General features: G+C 51.2%; 26 protein-coding genes. 13 read left to right on the top strand and 13 right to left on the bottom strand.

The window, feature by feature from the left end; all coding sequences use genetic code 11:
- Positions 1-6: 6 nt before the first annotated feature.
- The 11 genes from OXI60_06005 to soxX form a co-directional block, all read right to left on the bottom strand.
- The gene (locus OXI60_06005) at positions 7-837 is read right to left on the bottom strand and encodes a hypothetical protein (GenBank protein ID MDE0309371.1); all 831 of its coding nucleotides are present in this window, start codon (positions 835-837) and stop codon (positions 7-9) included.
- Positions 825-1,769 carry a hypothetical protein gene (locus OXI60_06000; GenBank protein MDE0309370.1) on the bottom strand — a complete coding sequence of 315 codons (945 nt, stop codon included), beginning with the start codon at positions 1,767-1,769 and terminating at the stop codon, positions 825-827. Before OXI60_06000 ends, OXI60_06005 begins: the two co-directional genes overlap by 13 nt.
- A gap of 10 nt (positions 1,770-1,779) precedes the next feature.
- Complete coding sequence (locus tag OXI60_05995; protein MDE0309369.1) at positions 1,780-3,255, bottom strand: glutamine synthetase family protein; 1,476 nt, start codon at positions 3,253-3,255, stop codon at positions 1,780-1,782.
- Positions 3,256-3,412: 157 nt separating this feature from the next.
- Positions 3,413-4,699 (bottom strand): TolC family protein, encoded by a 1,287-nt coding sequence (locus OXI60_05990; protein ID MDE0309368.1) that lies wholly within the window; start codon positions 4,697-4,699, stop codon positions 3,413-3,415.
- 52 nt (positions 4,700-4,751) lie between these two features.
- Positions 4,752-5,297 carry a thioredoxin family protein gene (locus OXI60_05985; protein ID MDE0309367.1) on the bottom strand — a complete coding sequence of 182 codons (546 nt, stop codon included), beginning with the start codon at positions 5,295-5,297 and terminating at the stop codon, positions 4,752-4,754.
- 19 nt (positions 5,298-5,316) lie between these two features.
- Complete coding sequence (soxB, locus tag OXI60_05980; protein MDE0309366.1) at positions 5,317-7,065, bottom strand: thiosulfohydrolase SoxB; 1,749 nt, start codon at positions 7,063-7,065, stop codon at positions 5,317-5,319.
- Between the two features lie 115 nt (positions 7,066-7,180).
- Complete coding sequence (locus OXI60_05975; protein ID MDE0309365.1) at positions 7,181-7,495, bottom strand: hypothetical protein; 315 nt, start codon at positions 7,493-7,495, stop codon at positions 7,181-7,183.
- A gap of 20 nt (positions 7,496-7,515) precedes the next feature.
- Entirely contained in the window at positions 7,516-8,352 is an 837-nt protein-coding gene (gene soxA / locus OXI60_05970; protein ID MDE0309364.1) for a sulfur oxidation c-type cytochrome SoxA, read from the bottom strand.
- A gap of 39 nt (positions 8,353-8,391) precedes the next feature.
- Positions 8,392-8,697, bottom strand: coding sequence for a thiosulfate oxidation carrier complex protein SoxZ (gene soxZ, locus OXI60_05965; GenBank protein MDE0309363.1), 306 nt, complete (start codon positions 8,695-8,697; stop codon positions 8,392-8,394).
- A gap of 30 nt (positions 8,698-8,727) precedes the next feature.
- A complete protein-coding gene (soxY, locus tag OXI60_05960; GenBank protein ID MDE0309362.1) occupies positions 8,728-9,204 on the bottom strand; it encodes a thiosulfate oxidation carrier protein SoxY in 477 nt (158 codons plus the stop codon).
- 13 nt (positions 9,205-9,217) lie between these two features.
- Positions 9,218-9,583: a sulfur oxidation c-type cytochrome SoxX gene (soxX, locus tag OXI60_05955; GenBank protein MDE0309361.1), complete on the bottom strand. Its 366-nt coding sequence runs from the start codon at positions 9,581-9,583 to the stop codon at positions 9,218-9,220.
- A 430-nt stretch (positions 9,584-10,013) separates the two neighbouring features.
- Between soxX and OXI60_05950 the strand changes: the two genes are divergently transcribed.
- The 3 genes from OXI60_05950 (at position 10,014) to ispH (ending at position 13,297) form a co-directional block, all read left to right on the top strand.
- The gene (locus OXI60_05950; GenBank protein MDE0309360.1) at positions 10,014-11,057 is read left to right on the top strand and encodes a phytoene/squalene synthase family protein; all 1,044 of its coding nucleotides are present in this window, start codon (positions 10,014-10,016) and stop codon (positions 11,055-11,057) included.
- A 57-nt stretch (positions 11,058-11,114) separates the two neighbouring features.
- Positions 11,115-12,182, top strand: coding sequence for a squalene/phytoene synthase family protein (locus OXI60_05945; protein ID MDE0309359.1), 1,068 nt, complete (start codon positions 11,115-11,117; stop codon positions 12,180-12,182).
- Between the two features lie 197 nt (positions 12,183-12,379).
- Positions 12,380-13,297, top strand: a complete 918-nt coding sequence (gene ispH, locus OXI60_05940) for a 4-hydroxy-3-methylbut-2-enyl diphosphate reductase (protein MDE0309358.1) — start codon at positions 12,380-12,382, stop codon at positions 13,295-13,297.
- Positions 13,298-13,390: 93 nt separating this feature from the next.
- Here the strand turns inward: ispH and OXI60_05935 are convergent, their stop codons facing one another.
- Both OXI60_05935 and OXI60_05930 read right to left on the bottom strand, forming a co-directional pair.
- Positions 13,391-14,659 (bottom strand): hypothetical protein, encoded by a 1,269-nt coding sequence (locus OXI60_05935; protein MDE0309357.1) that lies wholly within the window; start codon positions 14,657-14,659, stop codon positions 13,391-13,393.
- A 324-nt stretch (positions 14,660-14,983) separates the two neighbouring features.
- Positions 14,984-15,271: a hypothetical protein gene (locus tag OXI60_05930; GenBank protein MDE0309356.1), complete on the bottom strand. Its 288-nt coding sequence runs from the start codon at positions 15,269-15,271 to the stop codon at positions 14,984-14,986.
- 184 nt (positions 15,272-15,455) lie between these two features.
- Here OXI60_05930 and OXI60_05925 point away from each other — a divergent pair, with 184 nt between their 5' ends.
- The 10 genes from OXI60_05925 (at position 15,456) to OXI60_05880 (ending at position 23,288) form a co-directional block, all read left to right on the top strand.
- Positions 15,456-16,148 (top strand): hypothetical protein, encoded by a 693-nt coding sequence (locus OXI60_05925; protein ID MDE0309355.1) that lies wholly within the window; start codon positions 15,456-15,458, stop codon positions 16,146-16,148.
- Positions 16,149-16,250: 102 nt separating this feature from the next.
- Complete coding sequence (locus OXI60_05920; protein ID MDE0309354.1) at positions 16,251-16,631, top strand: DsrE/DsrF/DrsH-like family protein; 381 nt, start codon at positions 16,251-16,253, stop codon at positions 16,629-16,631.
- Between the two features lie 8 nt (positions 16,632-16,639).
- Positions 16,640-17,368 carry a 4Fe-4S dicluster domain-containing protein gene (locus tag OXI60_05915; protein ID MDE0309353.1) on the top strand — a complete coding sequence of 243 codons (729 nt, stop codon included), beginning with the start codon at positions 16,640-16,642 and terminating at the stop codon, positions 17,366-17,368.
- 37 nt (positions 17,369-17,405) lie between these two features.
- A complete protein-coding gene (locus OXI60_05910) occupies positions 17,406-18,767 on the top strand; it encodes a heterodisulfide reductase-related iron-sulfur binding cluster (protein ID MDE0309352.1) in 1,362 nt (453 codons plus the stop codon).
- Positions 18,764-19,801, top strand: coding sequence for an FAD-dependent oxidoreductase (locus OXI60_05905; GenBank protein MDE0309351.1), 1,038 nt, complete (start codon positions 18,764-18,766; stop codon positions 19,799-19,801). The genes OXI60_05910 and OXI60_05905 overlap by 4 nt, the downstream gene beginning before the upstream one ends.
- A gap of 95 nt (positions 19,802-19,896) precedes the next feature.
- Positions 19,897-20,718, top strand: a complete 822-nt coding sequence (locus OXI60_05900; GenBank protein ID MDE0309350.1) for a hypothetical protein — start codon at positions 19,897-19,899, stop codon at positions 20,716-20,718.
- An 18-nt stretch (positions 20,719-20,736) separates the two neighbouring features.
- On the top strand, positions 20,737-21,474 hold the full coding sequence (locus OXI60_05895) for a 4Fe-4S dicluster domain-containing protein (GenBank protein ID MDE0309349.1): 738 nt from the start codon (positions 20,737-20,739) through the stop codon (positions 21,472-21,474).
- 10 nt (positions 21,475-21,484) lie between these two features.
- Positions 21,485-22,429, top strand: coding sequence for a CoB--CoM heterodisulfide reductase iron-sulfur subunit B family protein (locus OXI60_05890; GenBank protein MDE0309348.1), 945 nt, complete (start codon positions 21,485-21,487; stop codon positions 22,427-22,429).
- Complete coding sequence (locus OXI60_05885) at positions 22,426-22,848, top strand: hypothetical protein (GenBank protein ID MDE0309347.1); 423 nt, start codon at positions 22,426-22,428, stop codon at positions 22,846-22,848. Before OXI60_05890 ends, OXI60_05885 begins: the two co-directional genes overlap by 4 nt.
- Positions 22,845-23,288 (top strand): hypothetical protein, encoded by a 444-nt coding sequence (locus OXI60_05880; GenBank protein ID MDE0309346.1) that lies wholly within the window; start codon positions 22,845-22,847, stop codon positions 23,286-23,288. The genes OXI60_05885 and OXI60_05880 overlap by 4 nt, the downstream gene beginning before the upstream one ends.
- Positions 23,289-23,342 lie beyond the last annotated feature (54 nt).

Genomic DNA, 23,342 nt, shown 5'->3' with positions numbered 1-23,342 from the left:
GTTCCGTTAAAGTACAAGTTTTTTCTCTGTGGGTTCCAGACTGTCGTAGTTCCATAACTGCTTGCCCGATTCAATCTTTCGCATGTTGGCAACCCCATTCGGGGCCTCCAATCCATACATGGCAAGCTTACGCTCAATCCAGGTACATTCCAGATCTGTCATTTCAGCGTCGACTGCATCAACGCCGAGACCTGCAATTTTGCCGCCGACATAAATCAGCCCATCATACATGGAGTCGCCCAGGTTCGGACCTGCATCGCCGAGGACGATCATGCGGCCCCGCTGCATCATGAATCCGCTGAAAGCACCAGTTCGTCCTCCGATAATGATTGTGCCGCCTTTCATGTCAATCCCTGTCCGAGAGCCTACGTCTCCCTTACAGACCAAATCACCACCGCGAATCGCGGCACCGAACGTTGAACCGGCATTCTTTTCTATGACAATCGTGCCCGACATCATGTTTTCCGCACACGACCAGCCGACCCGACCTGCAATGCGAATATTGGGACCGTCACTCAGACCACAACCGAAATATCCGAGACTGCCCTCGAAATTCAGATTCAGACGATTCAGGATACCGACTCCCAAAGAGTGTTTTGCGCCCGGGTTCAATACAGTGATTGTCCCGCACCCCTCTCTCATCAGTTCCGCAACTCTGGAATTGACTTCTCGAGCGGTACGGTTTTCTGCATCAATTTCAGCACACTTGGCAAAATCCACATCAATCGCATGCGGTGACGCGAGTCGGTCTGACTCTACTGCCGGAAAAAATATCTGTTGGGTCCGACCGGCAAGCTTCTCCTGATGCATCGATCCCGGTTGATTCAACTCCGCCATACTCTAACCTCTCCTTCATAGGGGTCGATTGTGTCGATTTCGTGAGGAAATACACTTCTGATAGCGACCTCTTCGGAAGCCAATGCAACAAAGTCATCCGACTCGTAAAGCACCATCGGTTTGGCAGCCATGTAATCCTTTGCCATCCCAAGCTCATTTTGCGATGCCACGACGTAAGTGAACACACCGTCCAGATCCGACAATGATCGATGCATGGACTCTTCCAGGTCCTCACCGCGGTCCATAGCATCAGCCAGATAGACAGCAATCAGTTCCGAATCGCAGTTCGACATGAATCGGTGACCCTTTCGCTCAAGCGCCCGACGAGAATTCCAATAGTTGGTCAACTGTCCGTTATGAACGACTGAGACATCCAGAAACGGATAGGCCCAATACGGATGTGCCGATCGGATGTCCACATCCGATTCGGTTGCCATGCGGGTATGTCCGATCGCGTGCGTGCCCTGAAAGCCCCCAAGACCATATTGGTCGCCGACGGTCTGTGCATCACCAAGGTCCTTGACGAGTTCAAGCGCCTTGCCGATCGAAAGAATTTCCACACCTTCGATATCCTCAAGATAGTTGGCCAGGCGTCTCATATCGCCATCGAAGTTAAATCGGCAACGGTATGCATATTCTGTCGCCGACTGTTCCGAACTGACCTTTGCGCCACTTTCGGACAAACGCTCATGCACGGCTTCGTGACGCTCCCTGATCTCATCGAATATCCTGAATCCACTAGCCAGTTCAGCACCTTCGGCAACCTTGAAGCGCATGACATACTCAGTCGCATCCACATCATCAGTCGATCCGTATACCGCGAGTCCGGTAGAATCCGGACCCCGATGCTTCAAAGCCTGAAGCATCGATAGCAATTCGCCACCGATGTCAGACTGCTTTCCTCTATGAATTAATCCAGCGATTCCACACACAGTAAATCTCCTACGGTAGACAGTCCAGATAGGTTTCCATATCCCAATCAGTTACAGTGGCCATGAATTTAGCCCACTCGTCCTCCTTGTAATGCAAGAAGACCTTCCCCATTTCATCAGGCAACGCTTCCATCAGCAACTCATCTTGTTTCAGAGCATCGATCGCTTCACCCAGTGACATTGGGAGTTTAGTAACTTGCTTGCCAGCATCCATCGCCTCGTAGATATTTCGATTCTCAGGCTGACCTGGATCAAGTTGGTTTGAGATGCCGTCATCAAACGCCTTGAGCAGTCCGGCGCACAACAGATACGGATTGACCATCGAATCCACAGCTCGAAACTCGAATCTTCCCGGTGCCGATATCCTCAACGCGGTGGTTCTGTTCTGGTAACCCCAATCCTTATAGACCGGTGCCCAGAAACCAGTATCCCACAATCTACGATAGGAATTGACGGTCGAACAACCCAGCGCAGTGAGACCATCGAGATGCTTCATGACGCCTGCGACTGAATACAGTCCGATCTCACCGGGCATCTGCGGGTCATCTGTATCCGGCATGAACATATTCTCGCCACCTTTACAATAACTGTAAACGTCATCCAAGCCATTCAGATTGTCATTGCCCAGAGTGTTGATCTCATCCTCGCCACCGGTCCAAAGCGACATGTTGGTATGGCAACCACTCGCAGAAACACCCATGAACGGTTTTGTCATAAAGCATGCAATCAGATTATTCTCTCTCGCAACCTGCGCACAAATCTGCCTGTATGTTGACAGTCGATCACAGGTCCTGAGCACGTCATCGAACGTGAAGTTCAATTCCAGCTGACCCGGTGCGTCCTCATGGTCGCCCTGAATCATATCCAGCCCCATAAATCGCGAATATTCAATAACCTGCATGAAGACCGGTCGCAAGCTCTCGAACTGATCGATATGATAGCAATAGGGTTTTGAAAACCCGCCATCGGGTTTGCCGTCCTCGCCGCGTTTCAGCCACATCATTTCAGGCTCCATGCCATGGCGCATGTGCAGTCCACCATGCTTGGCCTTGAACTCTTCGTGAATGATGCGCAAATTGCCGCGACAGTCAGAAGTCAGATGTGCTCCCGCATCAACTTTCTCTTCCCGATTACGGAAGCAGGTACAGAAAACACGTGCGACGCGCTTGTCCCAGGGTAGTTGACAGAATGTTTCAGGATCCGGAATACCCACCAGTTCCATTGCTTCGGGACCATAACCAATGTAGTCTCCATACCGATCGATAAACAGATTGGCGGTTGATCCATAAACCAACTGAAACCCCCGACTGGCGATCTGCTCCCAGTGGTCTGCTGGCACACCCTTTCCGACAATTCGACCGGTAACAGAAATAAACTGATAGTAAATGTAATCCACATTCAGTTCATTTATTTTCTCTCGAACCTGTCTGACCAGATCATCGCGACCGGGTTGATTGACATGTCGTTCTAAGTCTGTAGAATCCATACCTTTCCTCGATTCCTATAATTGAAAAAAACACTCTAAATATACATCGAAGAGAACCTGAAAATTAGTTTTTTGCCGACGAAAATATATTCCGTATCGAAAAAACCGCCCATTTCGATTACAGGATTGATTTACGCCCGCTAATTTGCAATTTCACTCATTCAGGATATACCGGCGCACCGCGCAGCATGTCGAACTCACTCCATGCCAATGTCAGTTCGAACTCCACGCTTTTCAGTTCCATCAACGAACGCAACTGCTCCGCCTGCGCATCTCCGATATCAGCAGCCTCTTCAAGCTCATATAGCGCCCGCGCCCGGTCCATGTATTGATCCCGATAATCGGAACGCACGCTGGCCGCTGCCAGGTCAACGCGTTTCAAACTGATCGTCTTCCAGAGTCTCAACACCCGCGTTCGAAGTCCGTGCTCGACTTCGACGACGCCTGCTTGAGCACGTTCGACATCAATCATTGACTTGCTCCGTTCATGACTCCTGCGTGACTCGGACACCAAAGGCAACTCCAGCTGGAGGCCAATGGATGCCGAGTTGCGACTGCCGGTTTCCTGAGCCCACTCATTCGCTTCGAGTTTCGCTCTGATTGAAGGCTGATAACGCTTCTCAGTGACGGTCACAGCCTGCCGTGCCTTTTCCACTTGCAATTTTGCGGCGATCATCTCGGGACTGTGCGCCAGCACCTGTTCCAGCATGACATCAAAATCCAGCACTTCCCTTTCAAGATAGTTCGACAGGTCCGGTTGCTGAAGGTCACGCGGTACGTAATCCACCGACCCCATCAGCATTCCCAGTTTGCGCCGGGCCACCATTCGCTCAATCGCGGCCTGCTCGCGTACATGAAACCGATCTCGATAGATTGTCTCGAGGGCGAGCACATCCACCTCCGCATGTGCTTGGTAGAGATCCATTTCTTCTCGGTGGCGATTGAAACGAAGAAAGGCGAGCGTCATCTTCTCATTCTTCACCGCATAGTCAAGATCAGCAAGCAATACATCGAAATAGTGTCTCATGATCGAAAGCCGGCGTTGATCAATGGTGAGATCAACTGCACGCTCGGCCAGGTCCCGAGTGGTTGCCGCATGATCTGTCGCAGCACGTCTGAGACCGGAATCAAATATCGGGTAACTTAACTCAAGGCGGGCGTAACTGTCGTCCTCGGAGTTCGGCATACCCATAGCTGCACGGTCTGCCCTCTGGGGAACAATCAGCACACGTGCATCAAGTTGACTTCCGGATTCAAGCTGATGATGGGCATCACGCGCCAATTCATAATCCAGTTCCAGTTGGCGACTTGCGGGGTGAGTCTGTTGCGCATAAGCGATGGCGTCATGCAGGCGAAGAGGTTCCTGTGGAATATCGAATGAATGAACCATTCCGGGCAACACAGGCACAATCAGCGCCGCAACCGAAATTAATTGTCTCCACATGATGATTACAGTATCGGGGTGACGAATCGAGCGATCGGATCACCCATCCCGCTCAATTTGAACTGGACTTCAACCTGGCACGCTTGAATCGGACGAAATTGGTGGTCTCAAAGTGCCCATCGGTCACATATTCTCCAAGCAACATGAACTCCTCAATGTTCTTCGCTGCGCCAGTGTAGCGGGCAATTCGACTGCCCTCCAAGTCAAGAAACAGAAATACCGGAGTGGCCCGAATCCGATTGTGCTTGAGGGCGAAGTCCTTTTCCAATATTTCCTCACCGTCGAAATCCACAATCAGATTGTCACCTTCGACATTCATCATCAGAACCCGAAAATGCTTCCTGAAATAGTCCTGAACCTCTGACTGATTCAGAATCATCTCCTTCATCCTTTCGCACCACGGGCAGTCATTCAACTCAAACATCACCAGGATAGAGGTCTGCCCCTCTTCTTTGGCAATTTCAACCTCTTCGGGAAGGTCTCCAAAACTCTGATGGAAAAAATACTCTTCAGGATCCCGGACTTCTGCCTGCAACTGAAAAACGACAGCAAGGCTGAGTATCAATACGGCAACGAAGGTTCGGACTACTCCATGCACTGGCTCGTTCCCCCTTGCATCAGGTTGCGGGCCACATGCCGACACCGGGGTTATCGGCTCCTATTACGAGTCGCGGTTGATTGACGCGATCAACTCTGACGACACCTTGTGCGCGCAGATAATCAGCAACCAATTCCCAAATCGGCGGACCCGGTGAAACTTCGCCGACAGTTGCCCAGCCGGCCACCATGTAATTCTTGTCAGCTTCGATCAAATCTCCATTGTCGAGACGCATTTGCGAAATTCGCTTCCCAATCGAGTTGGCCGGGTTGAGTGTGTATGTCAATCCCTGCGTCCTCACCATATCACCACCTTGCTGATAAAACGGGTCGGAGTTGAATGAGTTGTCCGCAACATCCTCAAGAATCAGCTTCAGGGTCTCTCCCGACATTTCACGTACATAGGTTTCCGGATAAGTCATTGCAGTCTGACTCAGCACGTCCTCCATGGAGATTGTCTGCCCTGGAATGACGGAAGTTCCCCAGCGAAATCCGGGCGAAAGGGCAATTTGGGCATCTCCATTGTGAAGCAGTGCATTACAGATCACCTCATCAAACGTACCGTTGAAATTGCCGCGACGAAACAGCAGTGACTCCGTCACCGCCAGCTTCTCATCGAGCACTGACGAAAACGGCGCGCGCGAGCCCGCTATGAATTCCTCCATCCCAGCGTCTGCCTCAAGGAAGTTTCCAAACACAGGTAACAGTCGATACCGGTAATCGCTTACACCTTTGTCAGTAAATTTCAGATCGAGAACGCCAACGAACTTTCCGTTGGACCCGGCGTTGGTGACCAATGTGGTGCCCTGAGAGTTTCGCACCTCGAGTGCCGCCGGCACCGCATCGTGAGTATGTCCGCCAAGAACCGCATCGATACCTGTTACGACCTCGCCGAGTTTCAGGTCAACATCCATGCCGTTGTGTGATAGCAAGATCACAGCGTCCGGCCGTTCGGCTGCCCGGATATGATTGACCAGACCCTGCAGTTCCTCAGCCCGGATGCCAAATGTCCAGTCCGGTATGTTTCGTCTGGGGTTGGCGATCGGAGTGTAGGGAAACGCCTGCCCGATCACCGCCACCGTGCGAGTGCCAAGAGACTTCATGACATATGGCGCAAAGGCATGACCGGTATCCTCGTCGAAGACTGGTTTCTCATCAAACAGTGCATCCTCGGTCAGAAAAATATTCTGGGCGACGAAGTCTCCTGCGAGAGCCTGAAGATTGGCCTGGATCTCTTGCGGTGTATAGGTGAATTCCCAGTGCCCGGTCGCAATGTCAACACCAAGAAGATTGCTCGCCTCCACCATTTCCATGCCCCGCGTCCACAGCGCGGTGCCGCTGCCCTGCCAGCTGTCCCCGCCATCAAGCAGCAAGGTTCGCTCAGAACCGTATTCGTGTCGCAACCGGTCAATCAGGGTTTTGAGATAGGCATATCCGCCGATCCTGCCGAACTTTTCGGCCAGCTCCGTGAAGTTCGAATAGGCAAACGCGTAAGCGCTTGGTGTCGATGGCGCAATCGCGAAGTAGTCAAAGAAACGATCCCCCACGATGTGTGGTGGGCGGCCGAGCGCTTCACCTAACCCGATATTGACATGAGGTTCCCGATAGTAGACCGGATTCAGCTGGGCATGTGTGTCGGTGATGTGCAGCAGACGTACATCGCCAAAGGGGGCGAAATCGTATAGACTCGAACTGCCTGCCGAAATTGAAGGCACAATACCGCAAGCGCTCGCGGCAACGAGCGCCTGGATGAATTCACGACGACACATATCCACGATCTATTGCCTCCTTCCCGGCGCACGTCCGGGACACGGTCGCAGGTGGTGCGATAGGTTGACCGGTGGTATCACTTCTCCTGGTAAGGACTCTGGAACAGTATATGTGTTACCTGACAACCCGGCCTTCCCAAAGGCGTTGCTCGCGCTCAGCCTGAGCGACTGCAGCTACACTTTGGAACCTGGCTTCGGCGACAAGCATCATCGCTTTTTCCAGATCTCCCTGTTCCGCAGCAGCTTGGGCCGACCTCAGAAGTTTGGCGGTATCCCGCCACTCATGAGCCGCTTGTCCAGCCGCTTTTCTCAGTTCATTGGCTTCAGAAAATGCCATGTTGAACTGTTCGATACTGGCTTGGTCTGCAGTTGCCGCTGTCCCGGTTGCCAGTGCGATAGTCGCAACAAATATAAAAAGCAATTTTTTCATTATCGTTTCGTCCCTCAGGTTCAGCGGCGGACACCCGGTCCGTTGAATGTCAATCCGTTACTCATGTAACTCAGGAAATATTCCAGGTTTCGATACTCCTGACCCTGTGGCTTGAATGCTTTCGCCCGCACCTGCTGATTGCAGCCACTGAATCGACGATGCAGGGTACCGATCGCCCCCCACTTCAGTCGGTAAACAGGCCAGTGACTGATATGTCCCAGAGATGGGCTCAACATTTCAGTTCGAATGAAGCCGCCCGAACCTCCGATATGACAGTCAGAGCACGAAAAGTTCAACTGGCCTCTTTTGGTGTAGTAAAACTGCTTGCCTTCCTCATAGGCTGCAATCGCGCGCGGATCGTCCGGTATCACCACATTGATTGTATTTCCTCTGGACGTGAACGCCATATATGCAGAAACCGCCGCAATGGGTCCAGACTTGTACTTGAGTGGTTTTTCACCGTTCGCCTCGCGACACTGATTGATTGCGAGTTCAATTGTCACAACCTGGCCCACTTCGGTATCAAAATAAGGGTAATTCTGCCGGATTCCGATACCACCGTTCTCGAAACAGTCGCCATACGTCTTGCCATTGGCGAACGGCGTTTCGAAGAGGGTTTGTCCCAGTTCAAGAGCCAGTTCATACGGTGGAAATTCCTCAAGGTCAATCCATTGATCGCGCGCGACGGGATCGATTGAGTAAATACCGTTGACGAAGTCTTCCTTGGGTGTATCCGGAAACTTGGTTAAAAAATAGTTCTCGAATGCCAGCCGATCTTCTTCAGGAGCCGCCTGCACAAATGACGACATTCCCGCCGTCAGCGTGATGGCCAACAGGGATAGCAAACATCTTTTCATAGAGCTTTCTCCAAAATTCGATTTCTAGTTGCAGACCAGTCAGCTTACCTGAGCCTGCTGTTCGCCGGACTCGCCTTGATTGTCCAACCAACGCAAGGTCAGCATATCACCTGCCTGTGGTCCCATAATCTTGAATGACAAATACGGATTTTTAGAGATGGCCGGACCCCAATGTGCGCGGATCATCTCCTTACCCTGCCATTCGCAGGTAACCACCTCGACGAAATGGGCAGGTATCGGTTCGCCGGTCTTTCGGTCCTTGCGCTGACCGGTTTCCATGGGATGCTTGATCAGCAATTTGACATGCACGCTGCCTTCGCTGGTCAATTTAACTTTTGATTTCATAGTCATGATTCAATACCTCTCTGTATCGGATCAGCCGCCGCAACCGCCGATGGTTACTTTGACTTCCTTGGCGCCTCGATAGACCTTTCCGTTCGATCGCACCAGTGCTATCACGTCAGATGTCTTGCCCATCTTGATGCGTACCGACACTTCGGGAACAATTCCCGCGTCCAAGTCAAACGATGCCACCATGGGTGCGGGATTTTCCGGCACGAGGATGGCGATGGATTGCACATCATTCATTTTGGCGGTCACCTTGATAGGAACAACCGCGCCGTTTTCTGCGATTTCAGGCCCCTTGACGATGATGTCGCCACTGTCCTCAATGGCATCTTCTCCGAACAGTGCCTTGAGCGTACCGCCGAGATCATCGGCATCGAATGCCATTTGGGGTCGGGCAGCAAATGCACGACTGCCAAGCATGCCCCAAGATGCCGCAAGTGCCACCAGACTGGTTGCGAGAGCACCTTTGAGCACCTTGCGTCTTTGTTTTTCAAGCGTTTTCATCAGAATCCCTCTCTTATAACGTAAAGATATACTCTGTAATTGCGTCGATTTCACTGTCCGTCAATATCCCATGAAGTCCGAACGGCGGCATCATCGTATTCGGATTGGCCGCAGTCGGATCGTAGATCCGAGCCCTGAGCTTCCCTTTGTCAGGAAACCGTCTCTGCATGAAAATCAATGGCGGACCATGGGTGCCGGGCATCAGACCGTCCTCAATGATGTGACACGACAGACAGTTGCCTTTCTGTCGGTTGAACGACAGTTCCTTACCTTCCGCAATCAGGTCTTGCATGGAATCGGCATAAACCGGACTGAAACTCAGTGCCGGAACCACCGCAATGGCAATGAGTGAAATCAGACTGATTAGAATTTTCTTCATATTGAATAGTCCTGGACTCTTCGTTACTGATATAAATTTAGCACATGCTTCATCAACATTTCATGCACGCGTCATTCAGTTGAGTGAATCAATTGTGGTAAGTGCGATAGTATATTAAAAATCTGCTCCGTGCTGAATCAGAAAGTTCACTTCGCATTCCCAACATCGTCCAATTGACGCGCAGACTGACATTGGCATGAACCGGTCGCTGATTCGGGGAATGTATTGCGCCCGACTGACTGTAAACTCCAGGCATTGTACCGTCGAGACGTTATGGAACAAGTCAGTGATCCCAGAACGCAATTCATGTACAGGTTCACCTTATAATTCACAGAACGGTCCATACTGTATCCACTGTTATCCGATGGCTCGTAACCGAACAAACCAGAGTTTGATTTCAGATGACGACTTACAATTTCAGCACAAATTATTGTCTGGAGTCGCAAGAACATTCGCTCTAACCACACCGCAGTTGCCGCGACCGCTGCAGGCACTGTTCGCCAATGCCTATCTGCTGTGCCGAATCAACGATACGATAGAAGACGATCCGGAATTGTCAATCGAGCAAAAAGACTTTTTTGCCGGACGATTCGTCTCGATTGTGACGGAACAGACTGATGATGAGTGGTTTGCAAGTGAACTGAGTGATCTGTTGTCCGAATCGATGCTGGACAGCGAGAAAGAACTGGTCGCCTGCACTTCCGCGGTGATTCGCATCAAGCGCCAGTTCAGTCCGGAGCAACAAGCGATACTTGAGCGCTGTGTTTCCATCATGTCAAGAGGTATGGTTGAATTTCAGCGCAATGCCACAGTCGAAGGACTCGCCGATATATCCAGCTATAACCGGTATTGCTATAGTGTCGCGGGGATTGTCGGGGAAACCCTGACCGAACTCATGTGCGATCATTCTGATGAGATTCACCGCAATCGCGAGCAGTTGCTGCCGCTGGGCTTGTCGTTCGGTCTCGGACTTCAGATGGTCAACATCCTCAAGGATATCTGGGAAGATCGCTCCCGCAGCGTCTGCTGGCTGCCGCGTGATTTGTTTTTGGCGCATGGTGTTGATTTGCAGAATCTGGATAACAGGGACAGCCAGGTACATCAGGGATTTGCCGACGGTATGTCGCAACTGATCGCATTGAGCAATTGGCATCTTCTGAATGCCCAACACTACATTCAGCTCATTCCTTCGCACCAAGCCGGTTATCGGCGATACTGCCTGTGGGCTGCTGGAATGGCCATAGCGACACTGCGGAAAATCTATGCTCAACCTGATTTCACCAGCGGTGAGCAAGTCAAGATCTCCCGCAGTACCGTGCGCACGATTATCGTATTGACCAGCGTCTTTTCCCGATTCAACGGCATGCTTGAGATGATTTTCAATTACCTCAGGCGCGACTTGCCAATCGCCGAACCGGAAGGCGGACTCTCATCGATTGCCGGGCTGAGCCGATATCGGCAGGATTTCGAATGACATCTGTCGACGAATCATGAGTGCGGCTGAACGACTGAATTTGCGCCAATCACTTCAATGAGCACCACCGGTACAACGACTCGGTCAGATGCCGATCTTGCTTTCCAGACCGAGATTCTGCAACAGGTTTCCCAAACCTATGCGATGACCATTCCACTTTTGCCCCCGCAACTTCGGCATGCAGTTACCAATGGCTATCTGCTTTGCAGAATCGCCGACAGCATCGAAGATGACCCCGACATGGCGCTGGCTGACAAAGAGAACTATCTCCATCAGTTCGCGGCTATCGTCGCCGCTGAGAAGCCGGCCGGGCCATTCGCCGGCCGACTCGCCGCGCAACTCGGACCGACCACCCCGGAGAGTGTGCGCAGACTCGTGCGCAACTCGGAGCAGGTAATACGCGTCACCTTGAGTTTCGAATCTCGCCAGCGCAAGGCGTTGGAACGCTGTATTCGCGTCATGTCGACCGGCATGCTCGAGTTCCAGCAATACGAAAACAGCCAGGGCCTGAAGGATATTGCGCAGCTTGAGCGCTATTGTTACTTCGTCGCAGGCGTGGTTGGCGAGATGCTTGCGGAATTGTTCTGCGCGTACTCGACTGAAATTGACAAGCGCTCAGAGCAATTGCAGGTTCGGTCGGTATCCTGTGGCAAAGGGGTGCAGCTCACCAACATCATCAAGGACATTTGGGATGACCAACGCGAAGGGATGTGCTGGTTACCGAGGGATCTGTTTTTGGAATCTGGATTTGACTTGAATGATCTCGCAGTCGGCCAGGCAAATCCGGGATTCTCCGACGGACTGGTGAAACTGATCGCAGTCGCACGAAACCACCTGCTCGAGGGTCTGGGGTTCGCATTGGCAATACCAAGCTCGGAATATCGAATCCGCCGACAGATAGTCTCATCACTCGGGCTTTCGGCTCTGATGCTTCGAAAGGTCTATTTCAGCGAAACCTTTGACCGGGGCGAAGAGATATCACTTTCAAAAACCAGCGTGCGAAACGTAGTCGGGCTGTTGAACCTGCTGGCACGATCGGATGTCGCGTTAAGGACAATTTTCTTTTTACTCACCCGGCCTCTTCCCAAGGTCAACTCACCGCAAACGGCCTCCGAACAACAATGACTCGCAAGCTTCCCGCAGATCAGGTCGGAATTCTTTCGTCTGTGGCTGGGTACCCGGACATCAGTCTCTCAAGCATTGAGGTCTTGCATGGTTGGAACCACTTGGCACCGGCAATTCAATTGGGTGCCCATCGGTATAGTCCTATATAATCCGCAGACAGTGTCAAGTACGGAATTTTCCAGGAGAGCGCCGACAAAATGCAGGTTTTACTAGCACAACCACGTGGATTCTGTGCCGGTGTTGAGCGTGCGATCGCCATCGTTGATACCCTTCTCGAAAAAAACAAATCCCCGGTCTACGTTCGACATGAAATCGTCCATAACCGCAGAGTGGTGGAGAAGTTGAAGAACAAGGGAGTTAAATTTGTCGAGGAAGTGGATCAGATACCGAACGGATCACTCACAGTTTTCAGCGCACATGGTGTATCCAAACAAGTCAAGCAGAATGCAAAGCAGAGGAATCTGACAACTGTGGATGCAACCTGTCCCCTTGTGACCAAGGTGCACAGCCAAGGACAGCGGTACGCAGCCAGAGGCTACGAGATCATTCTTATCGGGCATGAATACCACCCTGAAGTTCAGGGAACCATCGGCCAGATATCCGGAAAAGTCCATCTCATCAGTGACCTCTCCGATGTTGATAAACTTGAGGTAAGGAACCCAGAGCGGGTTGCTTTCATCACGCAAACCACCCTATCGGTCGACGATACAGCCGAAGTGGTGGATGCCCTCAAGGTCAAGTTTCCGAAGATCGTAGGACCCGACATAGACGACATATGCTACGCCACACAGAATCGTCAGAATGCGGTCCGGGCACTGGCCAAGAGGGTCGATCTGGTACTGGTTGTCGGCGCAACCAACAGTTCCAATTCAAATCGTCTATGTGAAGTCAGCCGAGCCAGCGGGACACCCACATATCTGCTGCAGGAAGCGGATGATCTGAAACTGGAATGGCTTGAGGGCAAGAAAATCGTCGGCATTTCAGCTGGCGCCTCTACTCCGGAAGAACTGGTTGAGGAAGTGATTGCCAAGATCGATAACTACGAGAGCTCCGAAGTCTCTACAATGAATGGGATCGATGAGAATGTGCATTTCAACTTGCCGAAATTGGGATAGACGACAATATCTTGCACACGGAATCAACTTGCGCCTCACCTGAGTCAGGATGACCGCACCGGGATAGCAGGATAGAACAGTGTGTATGCCAGATCAGAAGTGGTAATACAGCCTGATACTTAGGTTACTGTCCTTGTTGATGGGGTAAAAGTTCAGATCCCTCACGTCAGCCCGATCGACACTGAAAAGTTCCACTTCCAACGAATACTCGTCAGAAATTCGACGATTGAACTCGGCCGACAAGGTTGCTGATTCATATCTCGAGTCGGCAACATAGCCAACTACGAACTCAGTGTCCTGGGTGTCGTTCAAAGCCCAGCGAATGCCAAGAAACGCATCATCATCCAGACTCTCTGTGGATCTCGGACCTCTGGAGTCATAGACCCATTCACCAAGTGCGGTAATGTCGGTGTTTGAGCCGAATACTGAATAAAAAGTGCGTTCGGCACCAGCTATATAGGCGTTGTAGTCCTCTTCGACGCCGGATGAGTTGCGGGCTCCCTTGCGTCGTATCGCCTCAAGTTTCAACAGCCAATATTCCAGCGTAACCTGCAAATCCAATCCGATCTGACGAATTTGACCATAATACGGCAGCAACTTGGACGGCTGCAACTTGGGCGTGGGTTTTGAAATGTCCGGTCTCAAAAAGGGTGTTCGGCTCGTGCCTGAAAATCCACTTATACCGAAATCGATCAGCCCTATATTGTGACTATACCTCAGCGCATAATCGATATGGCGCTTGCCTTTAGAGTTTTCATACGAAGCTTCGGAATTATCGACAACCAGTGGGGATCTGAATCGTCCGTTTTCGCCTGGATACGTGCGCTTTCTATGGTACGGAAGCACAAAGAACTCTGTGACGCCCCAGTCAGCCGACCAAGTCAGATGCGCCATCGGCTGACCCAGTTTCTCCTTTTCCGTTAGATCCTCCACCAAATCAGACTGATTGATGATGTTGACAATATTGGTCGTTTCGGTTACACCCCAAAAAATCTGCTCAATCCCCAGACGCAACTCCCACTCACCGTTTCCGGCTTCCCCGAACCATAGAAAATATGCCTCGCGCAAGTCTCCGTGACGACGCCGCTCATCCGCACTGTCATACCGATAAAACGGCCTGAGACTGAAACTTGAGCCTGCCGGAGTCTCAAAGTAGAATTCAGGCTCGAGAATGACGCCATATGAGCGACGACGCTGATTCGGGTGGTCACCATGTTGCAAGAATGACTGGCTTTCGACACCGATTCGGCCGAAGAACTCAACGTCGATTCCGGCGTCGGCAACAGATTTGGAAGATATGGCAATACCCAGTACGGCTGCAATTGCGAAGACGAACGAGCCGGTGACGATTCGAAACCACATGTGTGCACTCTTACCTTTATTCTGAACCTGACTGGAAAAGAGTCTGGTGCTGATGAGGAGATTGTCTACTTGGGAACACTCGGTACCAGTCCTTCATACCGCTTTGAAATCGCTTCTCGCACGATAACCGATACAATCCATATTTCTTTGATATTATACGATAATACGCGTTCGTTACACACAGGGCGATTTTTTATCTCAGTAAGTCAGTGAGAAAAAAATGACGCTTTCAAAACGGGCTTTTGGAGTTGAATTGCTGATTTTGCTATAATTTCAGACAACCTGACCTGCTGCTAATATCGCAGTGCACATGATATTAACATTTCAAGTCTGAAACTGCTCGGACGCCAACTCATAGACCAGCTTCAGACTGGTTGCGGGATACACGGTTTCGGTCGCAGTCAATTCATCAAGAAGCGGTTTCAAGGCCCGGTCCACACAGTTGCCGCCCAGGCCAAGAATCTGCACTTTCAGTAGACCTCGGTCGTGGTCTGGAATGATGTTGGCATCCGCATTGAACAGTTTCTGCAGTGCTTTTCTTGCATTGGGTTTTTTGCCCTGTGCTGCGGCAGTCGCCGGAACCATACGCGTCTCAGCCCGATAGGCAATCATTCGAATGATGTCGATTTCACAACATTTGTTGCCTGCAAGCACTTCTCGCCCACTAACGAGTAAGAATGTCCTTGCATCAAATCAATTACATTAAATTCAATGTCTGTATCAGGGTGTCGGAGAGTTCGGCGCAAAACGCGATCTCCACCGACAACCTGCCACAGCAATATGGTCGGTCGAAACCATGAAAACCATCTCAGTTCTGCAGAACACCGATGCTGAACATCTAGGCCTGGTTGAGGATCACCTTGAGGGGCGCAATATCCGGTTTCGATACATCCGTCCGGCACATGACAACAAATGGATTGACAATCTGAGCCTTCCAAGTGACGGCTTGATCATACTGGGTGCCGCGCCATATGGGACTGTCAGCGACCCAAAATTGCCGATGCTGGAGCAACGGGTTGAAATCATCGAGAACTATCTTTCGGAAAAACTCCCGATCCTGGCTTTCGGCACCGGTACGCAACTGCTGGCGCTCGCATCCGGCAGCACGGTCAAATCACGTGAACTGACACTCGATCTGCAAACTGCCCGACGAGTCGACGACGACGCGCTTAATGGACATCTCCCAGTCAGGTATCCGATTGTCACCTATATGCGAGACTTCCCTGTCATTGCGCAAGACGCTCGCGTACTATCTGTATTTGACGATGACACAGCTGCTCTATTTCAGATTTCCGACAACTGTCTGGGGTTTATCGGTCACCCGGGCATGAAAAGTGCGATGATTGAGGACTCAATGGTACAGATGCCAGCGTTCGATGTCGCAAATATCGACATTTTGGAGAACATACGCAATCTCCAACCTGAAATCGAGAAATCGCTCATCAGTATCATGACGGGCGTGATTCAGATAACCGGTTGGATGAATTGATGATCGCTGATGGGCTGAATAAAATGCGATATATTAGAAATTTCTAATATATTAAAATAAAGTTTCAATCCATGTGCTCAACCTGAGAATCAAACAAATACTATGGCAGAAAAATTAGTAATCATGATGGTCAATTCCGACCCCTCAAATGGAGAGGAGATGGGGGCGCCGATTTTTCAGGCGTCAGTGGCCGCAGCGATGGAGTATGAGGTGGAGGTGATCTGCACGGCCACTGCCGGCAAACTCATGAAAAAAGGCGTCGCCGAGACCATATTTGTGAAACCTGGCTCGGACAAGTCCGTTTATAACTTCATCCAGGATGCATACGAGGCAGGCGTCAAGTTTTTCTGCTGCTCGCCGAATCTGGATCTTTTTGACATGACGCCCGATGACCTCATACCGGAATGCGAGGGTATTGTAGGTGGTGCCTACGTCATCGAACGCGTGATGGAGGAAGAGGAAACCAAGGTGCTCAGTTACTGAGTGAGCGAATGTCATCAGCAGCCATGACAATCGGTGATCCGCTGACCGAACATGAGATCGGCCGCGATCAGTTGGAAGAGATTTTTTCGGATATCTGTGAACATCCGCTCTATGACCACGAACTGCATGGCTGTCTGAATTGCGGAATCTGCACCGCCACCTGCCCGTCTGCACACTATTTCGATTACTCACCCAGAGAAATTGTGCAATTGCTCTGGACTGAGAATCTCGAAGGAATCTATGATGCCATGCAGGAAAAAATCTGGGCCTGCGCGCAATGCTATACCTGCGCCGCCCGCTGTCCGTTCGGTAATTCTCCAGGCGGTCTGGTCAGCATCTTGCGGGAAGTTTCAATCAAGCACGGAATGCAGTCCGCCAAGGATGTTCTTCGACCGTTCTCCCGCGTGATGCTTAAGCTGATCTCGACTGGGAATCAACTGGCACCCAACATGATCACACCCGACCACTTCGCCGACTGGGGTCCCAACATCAGCAAGATAGATGCCCCTTTGCAGGTACTGCGCAAAGCGGTCCCGATGCCGACCATGCATACCATCGATACCGCATGGGAAGTCAATCTGAAGACGTCAATTGAGCTATACACAATCTGGGAAGAGTCCGGCGTCCTTGATCAGCTGGAAACGATCGATGAAAATCTATTTGACGTCATTGTAGATATCATGGATGAGAAGCGCGAAGAATACGAAGACTGGCTGGATGAGCAGGATGATGGCTGATCTTAAGACACTGGAAACACAATAGAGGAGATTGGAAATGAGCGTTATGGTTCCGTTTGGAAATCAGAATTCTGAGCACAGATTTACCGGACACGGTGCGGAGTGGAAGGATTCGAACCTGGATCCGCAGCAGGCGCAGGCGGCCACGCAATGGGTGGAAGCGAAAATAGACAAGCGGGCAATGCTCACATCCCGCGAGCAAGTCGAAGATGTCCGTGACATTATGTGGCAGTTGGAAAAGGATGGGGAAATCGTGGTACATCGGGTCAACGATGGACACAAGCCGGTAATGACAAAGACACTCTATGGCTGGGATAAGAAAATTCCAACGAATCGTCTATGGCATCACAAGTCCTGTGGACAATGCGGTAATATTCCCGGTTACCCCACGTCGTTGCTTTGGCTCATGAACGAGCTTGGAACGGAGTATCTCGACGAAACCGACCAGACTTCCTGTACCGCCTGGAACTACCATGGTTCGGGAATCGGGAACGTAGTTTCCCTGGCAGCGGTTTTTCTGAGAAATTTCCATCAGGCGTACGTAGCATCCCGCGCAGAAGGGTTGGACTACGCGCACTACTATCCGTTGGTTCACTGCGGAACATCGTTTGGAAACTACAAGGAAATGAGGCAGTTTCTGCTCCGTTCGGCTGAACTGCGGGAACAGGTAAAGAAAATTCTCGCAAAAATCGGGCGCCTGGTTGACGGCAAGATCCTGATTCCAGAAGAGATCGTGCACTATTCGGAATGGCTGCACGTGATGCGGCATCAGATCAGTGAGAGACAGACTATTGATGCATCGGAAATTCGTGCCGTTATCCATCCGGCATGCCATGTCTACAAAATGGTCCCGGAAGATGTCATATATGATGATGACGTTCTGGATGGAAATCGCGTAGCGGTATCGACAGGACTGGTTCAGGCACTGGGGGCAAATGTCATCGATTACTCCACTTGGTACGATTGCTGCGGATTCGGTTTCCGTCACATCATTTCAGAACGGGAATTCACCCGCTCTTTCGCAATCGATCGAAAAATCAAGGTTGCCGTCGAAGAGGCCCGGGCAGATGTGATGGTGGGGCACGACACCGGCTGTATCACCACACTGGACAAGAATCAATGGATTGGCAAAGCTGTTGACAAACACTACGAAATGCCGATTCTGGCAGACTGCCAGCTTGCAGCTGTGCTCTGTGGCGCCCATCCGTACAAAATTGCCCAGCTGCATTGGCACGCCTCAGCATTTGAGCCTCTGCTGGATAAACTCGGTATTGACTGGGAGTTAGCCAAGAATCAATTTGAGAGCTATCTGGTCGACGTGGAAGCAGGAAATTTTGAGACGCTGTACGATCCGCGTCGGGCAATCACTTCCGGTCCCGGGTTCGAGGCCCGCGCGTGACCGCTACGACCCTGATCGTCGGCGGTGGTCCAGCAGGCTTGTCCGCCGCTCGATCCCTGGCTGAGGCAGGACACTGCGCCACCCTCGTTGAACGAGAATCAGTCCTCGGCGGCGCGCCTATACTCTCAGGTTACGCACGCCTTGTTCCATCGGGCGAGTGGGCGAAGGATGCCATTGGAAGAATGGTCGTCGCAGTTGAAAGCAAGCCAGCAATCGACGTCAAGACTTCGACAACTGTAACCCGCCTTGATGGCGATGCCGGCCAGTTTACTGCACAACTGTCTGACGGTTCGGAAGTAGAGGCATCATCGGTGATTCTCGCGACCGGGTTTACGCACTTTGACTCGGTCAACAAACCTGAGTGGGGATTCGGGTCGCACCCGGACGTCGTAACGACTACGCAGGTGGAACAGATGATATCCTCGGGCCATGGCGTACGCTGCCCTTCCGATAACCGCAAGCCGGATCGCGTTGCGATCCTTTTGTGTGTGGGCTCCCGAGATCGCCAGATCGGCCGTGAATGGTGCTCAAAAATCTGTTGCACTGTATCAGCCAATCTGGCTATGGAAATCCGCGAGGAACTGCCGGACTGCAGCGTTTACATCTATTACATGGATATCCGAACATTCGGACTTTACGAAGGCCAGTTCTACTGGCGCAGTCAGGAGGAGTTCAAGGTCAAATACATCAAGGCGCGGATCGCGGAAGTTACCTTTGACGGAAACAGGGTTTTGCTCAAGGGGGAGGATACCTTGGTGAAACGCCCGATTTCAATTCCGTTTGATCTGGTCGTACACGCAATCGGAATGGATCCGAACGTCGACAATCCCAATATTGCGGCCACTTTTGGTGTTGAGCTTGAACCGCACGGACATATCAGGAAACAGCCTTCATACGACTCGATTGCCGGAACGTCCAGACCGGGAATCTTTGTTGCCGGCGCTGCAATCGGCCCGGAGACGATCGATGATTCCATTGCGCAGGGCCAGGCAGCGGCGATGGCCGCGTTGGGCAATATCAATCGTGCTGCCTGACGAGATGTCGGAAAGTCGAGTCTTTAGAGTTGTTCATCGGGTACAGCGACTTCGTTTCTGACAGATTACAGGAATTCACTCCCGAATCACAGATCATGCACAGCACACCCGTTTTGCACTTGGATGGTGCGTTTTTACATACCGCGTTCGATTCAATGATTGAATGCGGCGACAAGCTCGGCGGTATCGAAACGATCGTTGAGGGAGTCCGCGGAAAATCCCTGTTGTTTCAGAGAATTTTTTCGGATGACGCAGACATGATGACCGATACAGAATTTTTTGATGTATGTGCATTCATGCCGACCGTACGAAGACGTATCCGGTTGCTTCTTCAAGCCAGAGGATTTGAATTTCTGCGCGATACGATAAAGACACTGCTCAATGGAATTACGTTGGAAAACGCTGACAGTCGAATTCAGACACTGAAAGCGGAACTGGCACTCGATGCGAAGGATCGTTGGATTCAGGACCTCGCGGCAGAGATTGTGCATTATCGAAGTCCAGACGAGTTCCCACTGATGACCCGGTGGGTGTGGGACAGAGAGTCAAATACCGGCGTCCTGAGAGAAGTCTGGTTCGCTGAGATGAAGAACAACAGACTCGAAATTTCCGATGGAGTTCGTACACATCTGGAATTGAGACGGGAACTGCACGGTTTTCTGGAAAACGCAGGGATCTACGCGAATCACAATTTCATCATGGACATACTGTTCGCCTGGGTGTACAGCCAGTACATCGGATCCCAGGGTGGCAGTTTCCTGAAAACCGAGTTCAGTCAGTCGGGCACTCCTTTCGACTACGCACTGAGAATGCTGGGTCTGGATGCTGCACTGACAGGCAATGGTCTGACACATATGGTGCTGGCAGATGGGTCCCGGCATCGACTCTCCGAACTGATCGACGCTTCCACGCATTGATATCGCAATCCTGATCAAATGCCCATTCATGAGAAGTCACTGATTCGTCCGGAGAATCTTCGGGAGCACGAGAAGCTTGATATCGACGGTGTCGATGTATCGGGACAATGGAGTACGTTTATTGAATCGCGTGTCGTCAATGATTACAACGAGGACCTTGAAGAAGAAATTGCGGCATTTCCGGGCGGCTCTCGGATCCATCGTTGCTGGCAATGTGGTGCATGTACCAACTCATGCACGGTCAATGCGGTCAATCCCGACTTCAACCCTCGCTACTGGATATATCTTGCGCGCCTGGGTATGGAACAGGAACTCGTCAGAGACAAGGACATCATCTGGCAATGTGTTTCATGCCACAAGTGCACACATGTCTGCCCGCGTGACGTTGAGCCTGAAGGAGTCATGAAGGCGTTGAGCCATTGGCTCGAGCACAAAGGGCATACACCGAAATCAAATTCAATGCATTTTGACGAGGAATTCTATTCGCAGGTCCTGGAAACCGGCAAGATCGAGGAAGGACGCGTGATACGAAACTATTTCAACCGTACTTCGCAACCGCTGTTTCAGAATTGGTTGGTTCGATTGGCAAAAGGCCTGCTTCGGGGACTGCCGATCACACTCATGATCAAAATGGGCATTTCCACTTTGCTTCGCCCCAGAACCAAGAACTGGAAAGCTTCATCGAGTGCAATCGATGAATATCTGAATGAACGGATCGGAGAACGAAACAAGGTGTTGAATCGCACTGAACAATGAAGTGACATGCATGGCTAAGAACGAACAGCTGAGAACTGATTTGCAACGGGTTGGCTATTATCCTGGCTGCGCGTTGGAAGGTACTGGACACGCGTACAACCGCTCTACCAAGCAGGTTGGAAAGAAACTCGGTCTGGACCTGGTCGAGATCAAGGATTGGAATTGTTGTGGAGCGATGGAAGTCAAGAACATCGATCCTGAGATTCAGAACTTTTTGTCCGTTCGCAACATGGCGATTGCCAAACACAAAATGGGACTCGATGTAGTGATGGCACCGTGCAACGGCTGCTATCACAACCTTAAGAAAGCCGAGCACGATGTGACTCATCGAGAACAGACCAGGTCGGTTCTCGAAAAGTTGTCCAGAAAGTCGAAAGTTCCGGAGTACTCCGCTGGAGACGTGGAAACGATACATGCGCTCGACTGGATCAAACACGCAATCGGAGAAGAGAATCTCGCCCGCCAAGTGAAAAATTCACTGGATGGCCTGAAAATCGTCAATTATTACGGTTGCATGTACACCCGACCACGTCACATTTTCCCGGAAAAGGATCAGGGTGAAGGCAGTGAGTCAACAACCGACCCGCATTTTATGGACGATCTGCTACGAGCTGCTGGAGCTCAAGTTATAGATTTCCCCCTGAAGACAGCATGTTGCGGCGGTGCTCACACCTTGTCAGACAGTGACACATCAACACGTCTTGTCCTCAACATCCTGCAAGCGGCTGAAACCTGTGGTGCGGATGTGATTGCGACAGAGTGTCCGACCTGCCATACCGGACTTGAAATGCACCAGATACGCGCCGAAGAAACCCTGAACATTGCCACCAAACCGGTCATGCTGTATTTCACCCAACTACTCGGTCTGGCACTCGGTTTATCGCCGCGTAAATTGGGGATTCAGGAAAATATTTCGGATTCGCTTGGTCTTCTTCGCGAGAAGGGATTGGCATGATTGAATTTTCTGAACTCGAGAGCAACATCAAGTCGGTACGCGACAATCCACAAACTGTGCCCGACCCAGCTGAACATCTGCTGAGACTCGGCGAGCAGATTTTGGAGAATTGGCTCGTAAGTCACAAGCTTGAACCAACATCTGCCAAGCATGAGAGGTATAGATTGCTCGCATTGCACAGACAGGGTGCAATAAACGATCCTTCGTTTCTTGCATGCAGGGACACTTGCAGGGAACTTGTGTATCAGGTTAACCTATACCGCATGAAGAATGAAGTCTCCCAAACAAGTATGATGGCAATGGTTGCAATGCATTTACTCTATTTTGTACGCGGCAAACTGGAAGTTCAGCAACTGGGAGAGTTTTGCTGTTCGTCCAAACCGCTCAGAACCCGACACAGTGAGGTAACTGATCAATGATTACAGTACGCGGATGTGATTTTCCGGATGAACTTCTCTATGATGTAGAAAACAACATCTGGTATCGCGAAAATGACGACGATACGATCACTGTGGGAATGACTTCTGTAGCGTCTGCGATGGCTGGTCAAATTGTCGCAATCACACCCAAGCGAGCCGGTCGCAAGGTGCAACCGGGGCGAAGTTGCGCGACTGTGGAATCCGGCAAGTGGGTCGGCCCGGCCAAACTGCTCACCGGTGGTGAGGTTGTGGAAGTAAACGACGTGATCAGCACCTCTCCAGGTCTTGCCAATTCAGCGCCATACGGTGACGGATGGCTGATGAAGATTCGTGTCGACGACTGGACATCAATCAAACCCCAGCTTAAAGCGGGTGGCGAGATTGCCGGCCCCTATGAGGCGAAAATGCAAGCCGACGGTTTTGATGGATGTAACCCATGACCGAAGCCCTGCAAACCTATGTCCCTTATACTGGTTCGCAAGGAGGTACTGTAA

It is taken from the genome of Acidiferrobacterales bacterium (assembly GCA_028820695.1).
GTDB lineage: Bacteria > Pseudomonadota > Gammaproteobacteria > Arenicellales > JAJDZL01 > JAJDZL01.
This window is presented reverse-complemented; position numbering and strand designations above follow the sequence as displayed.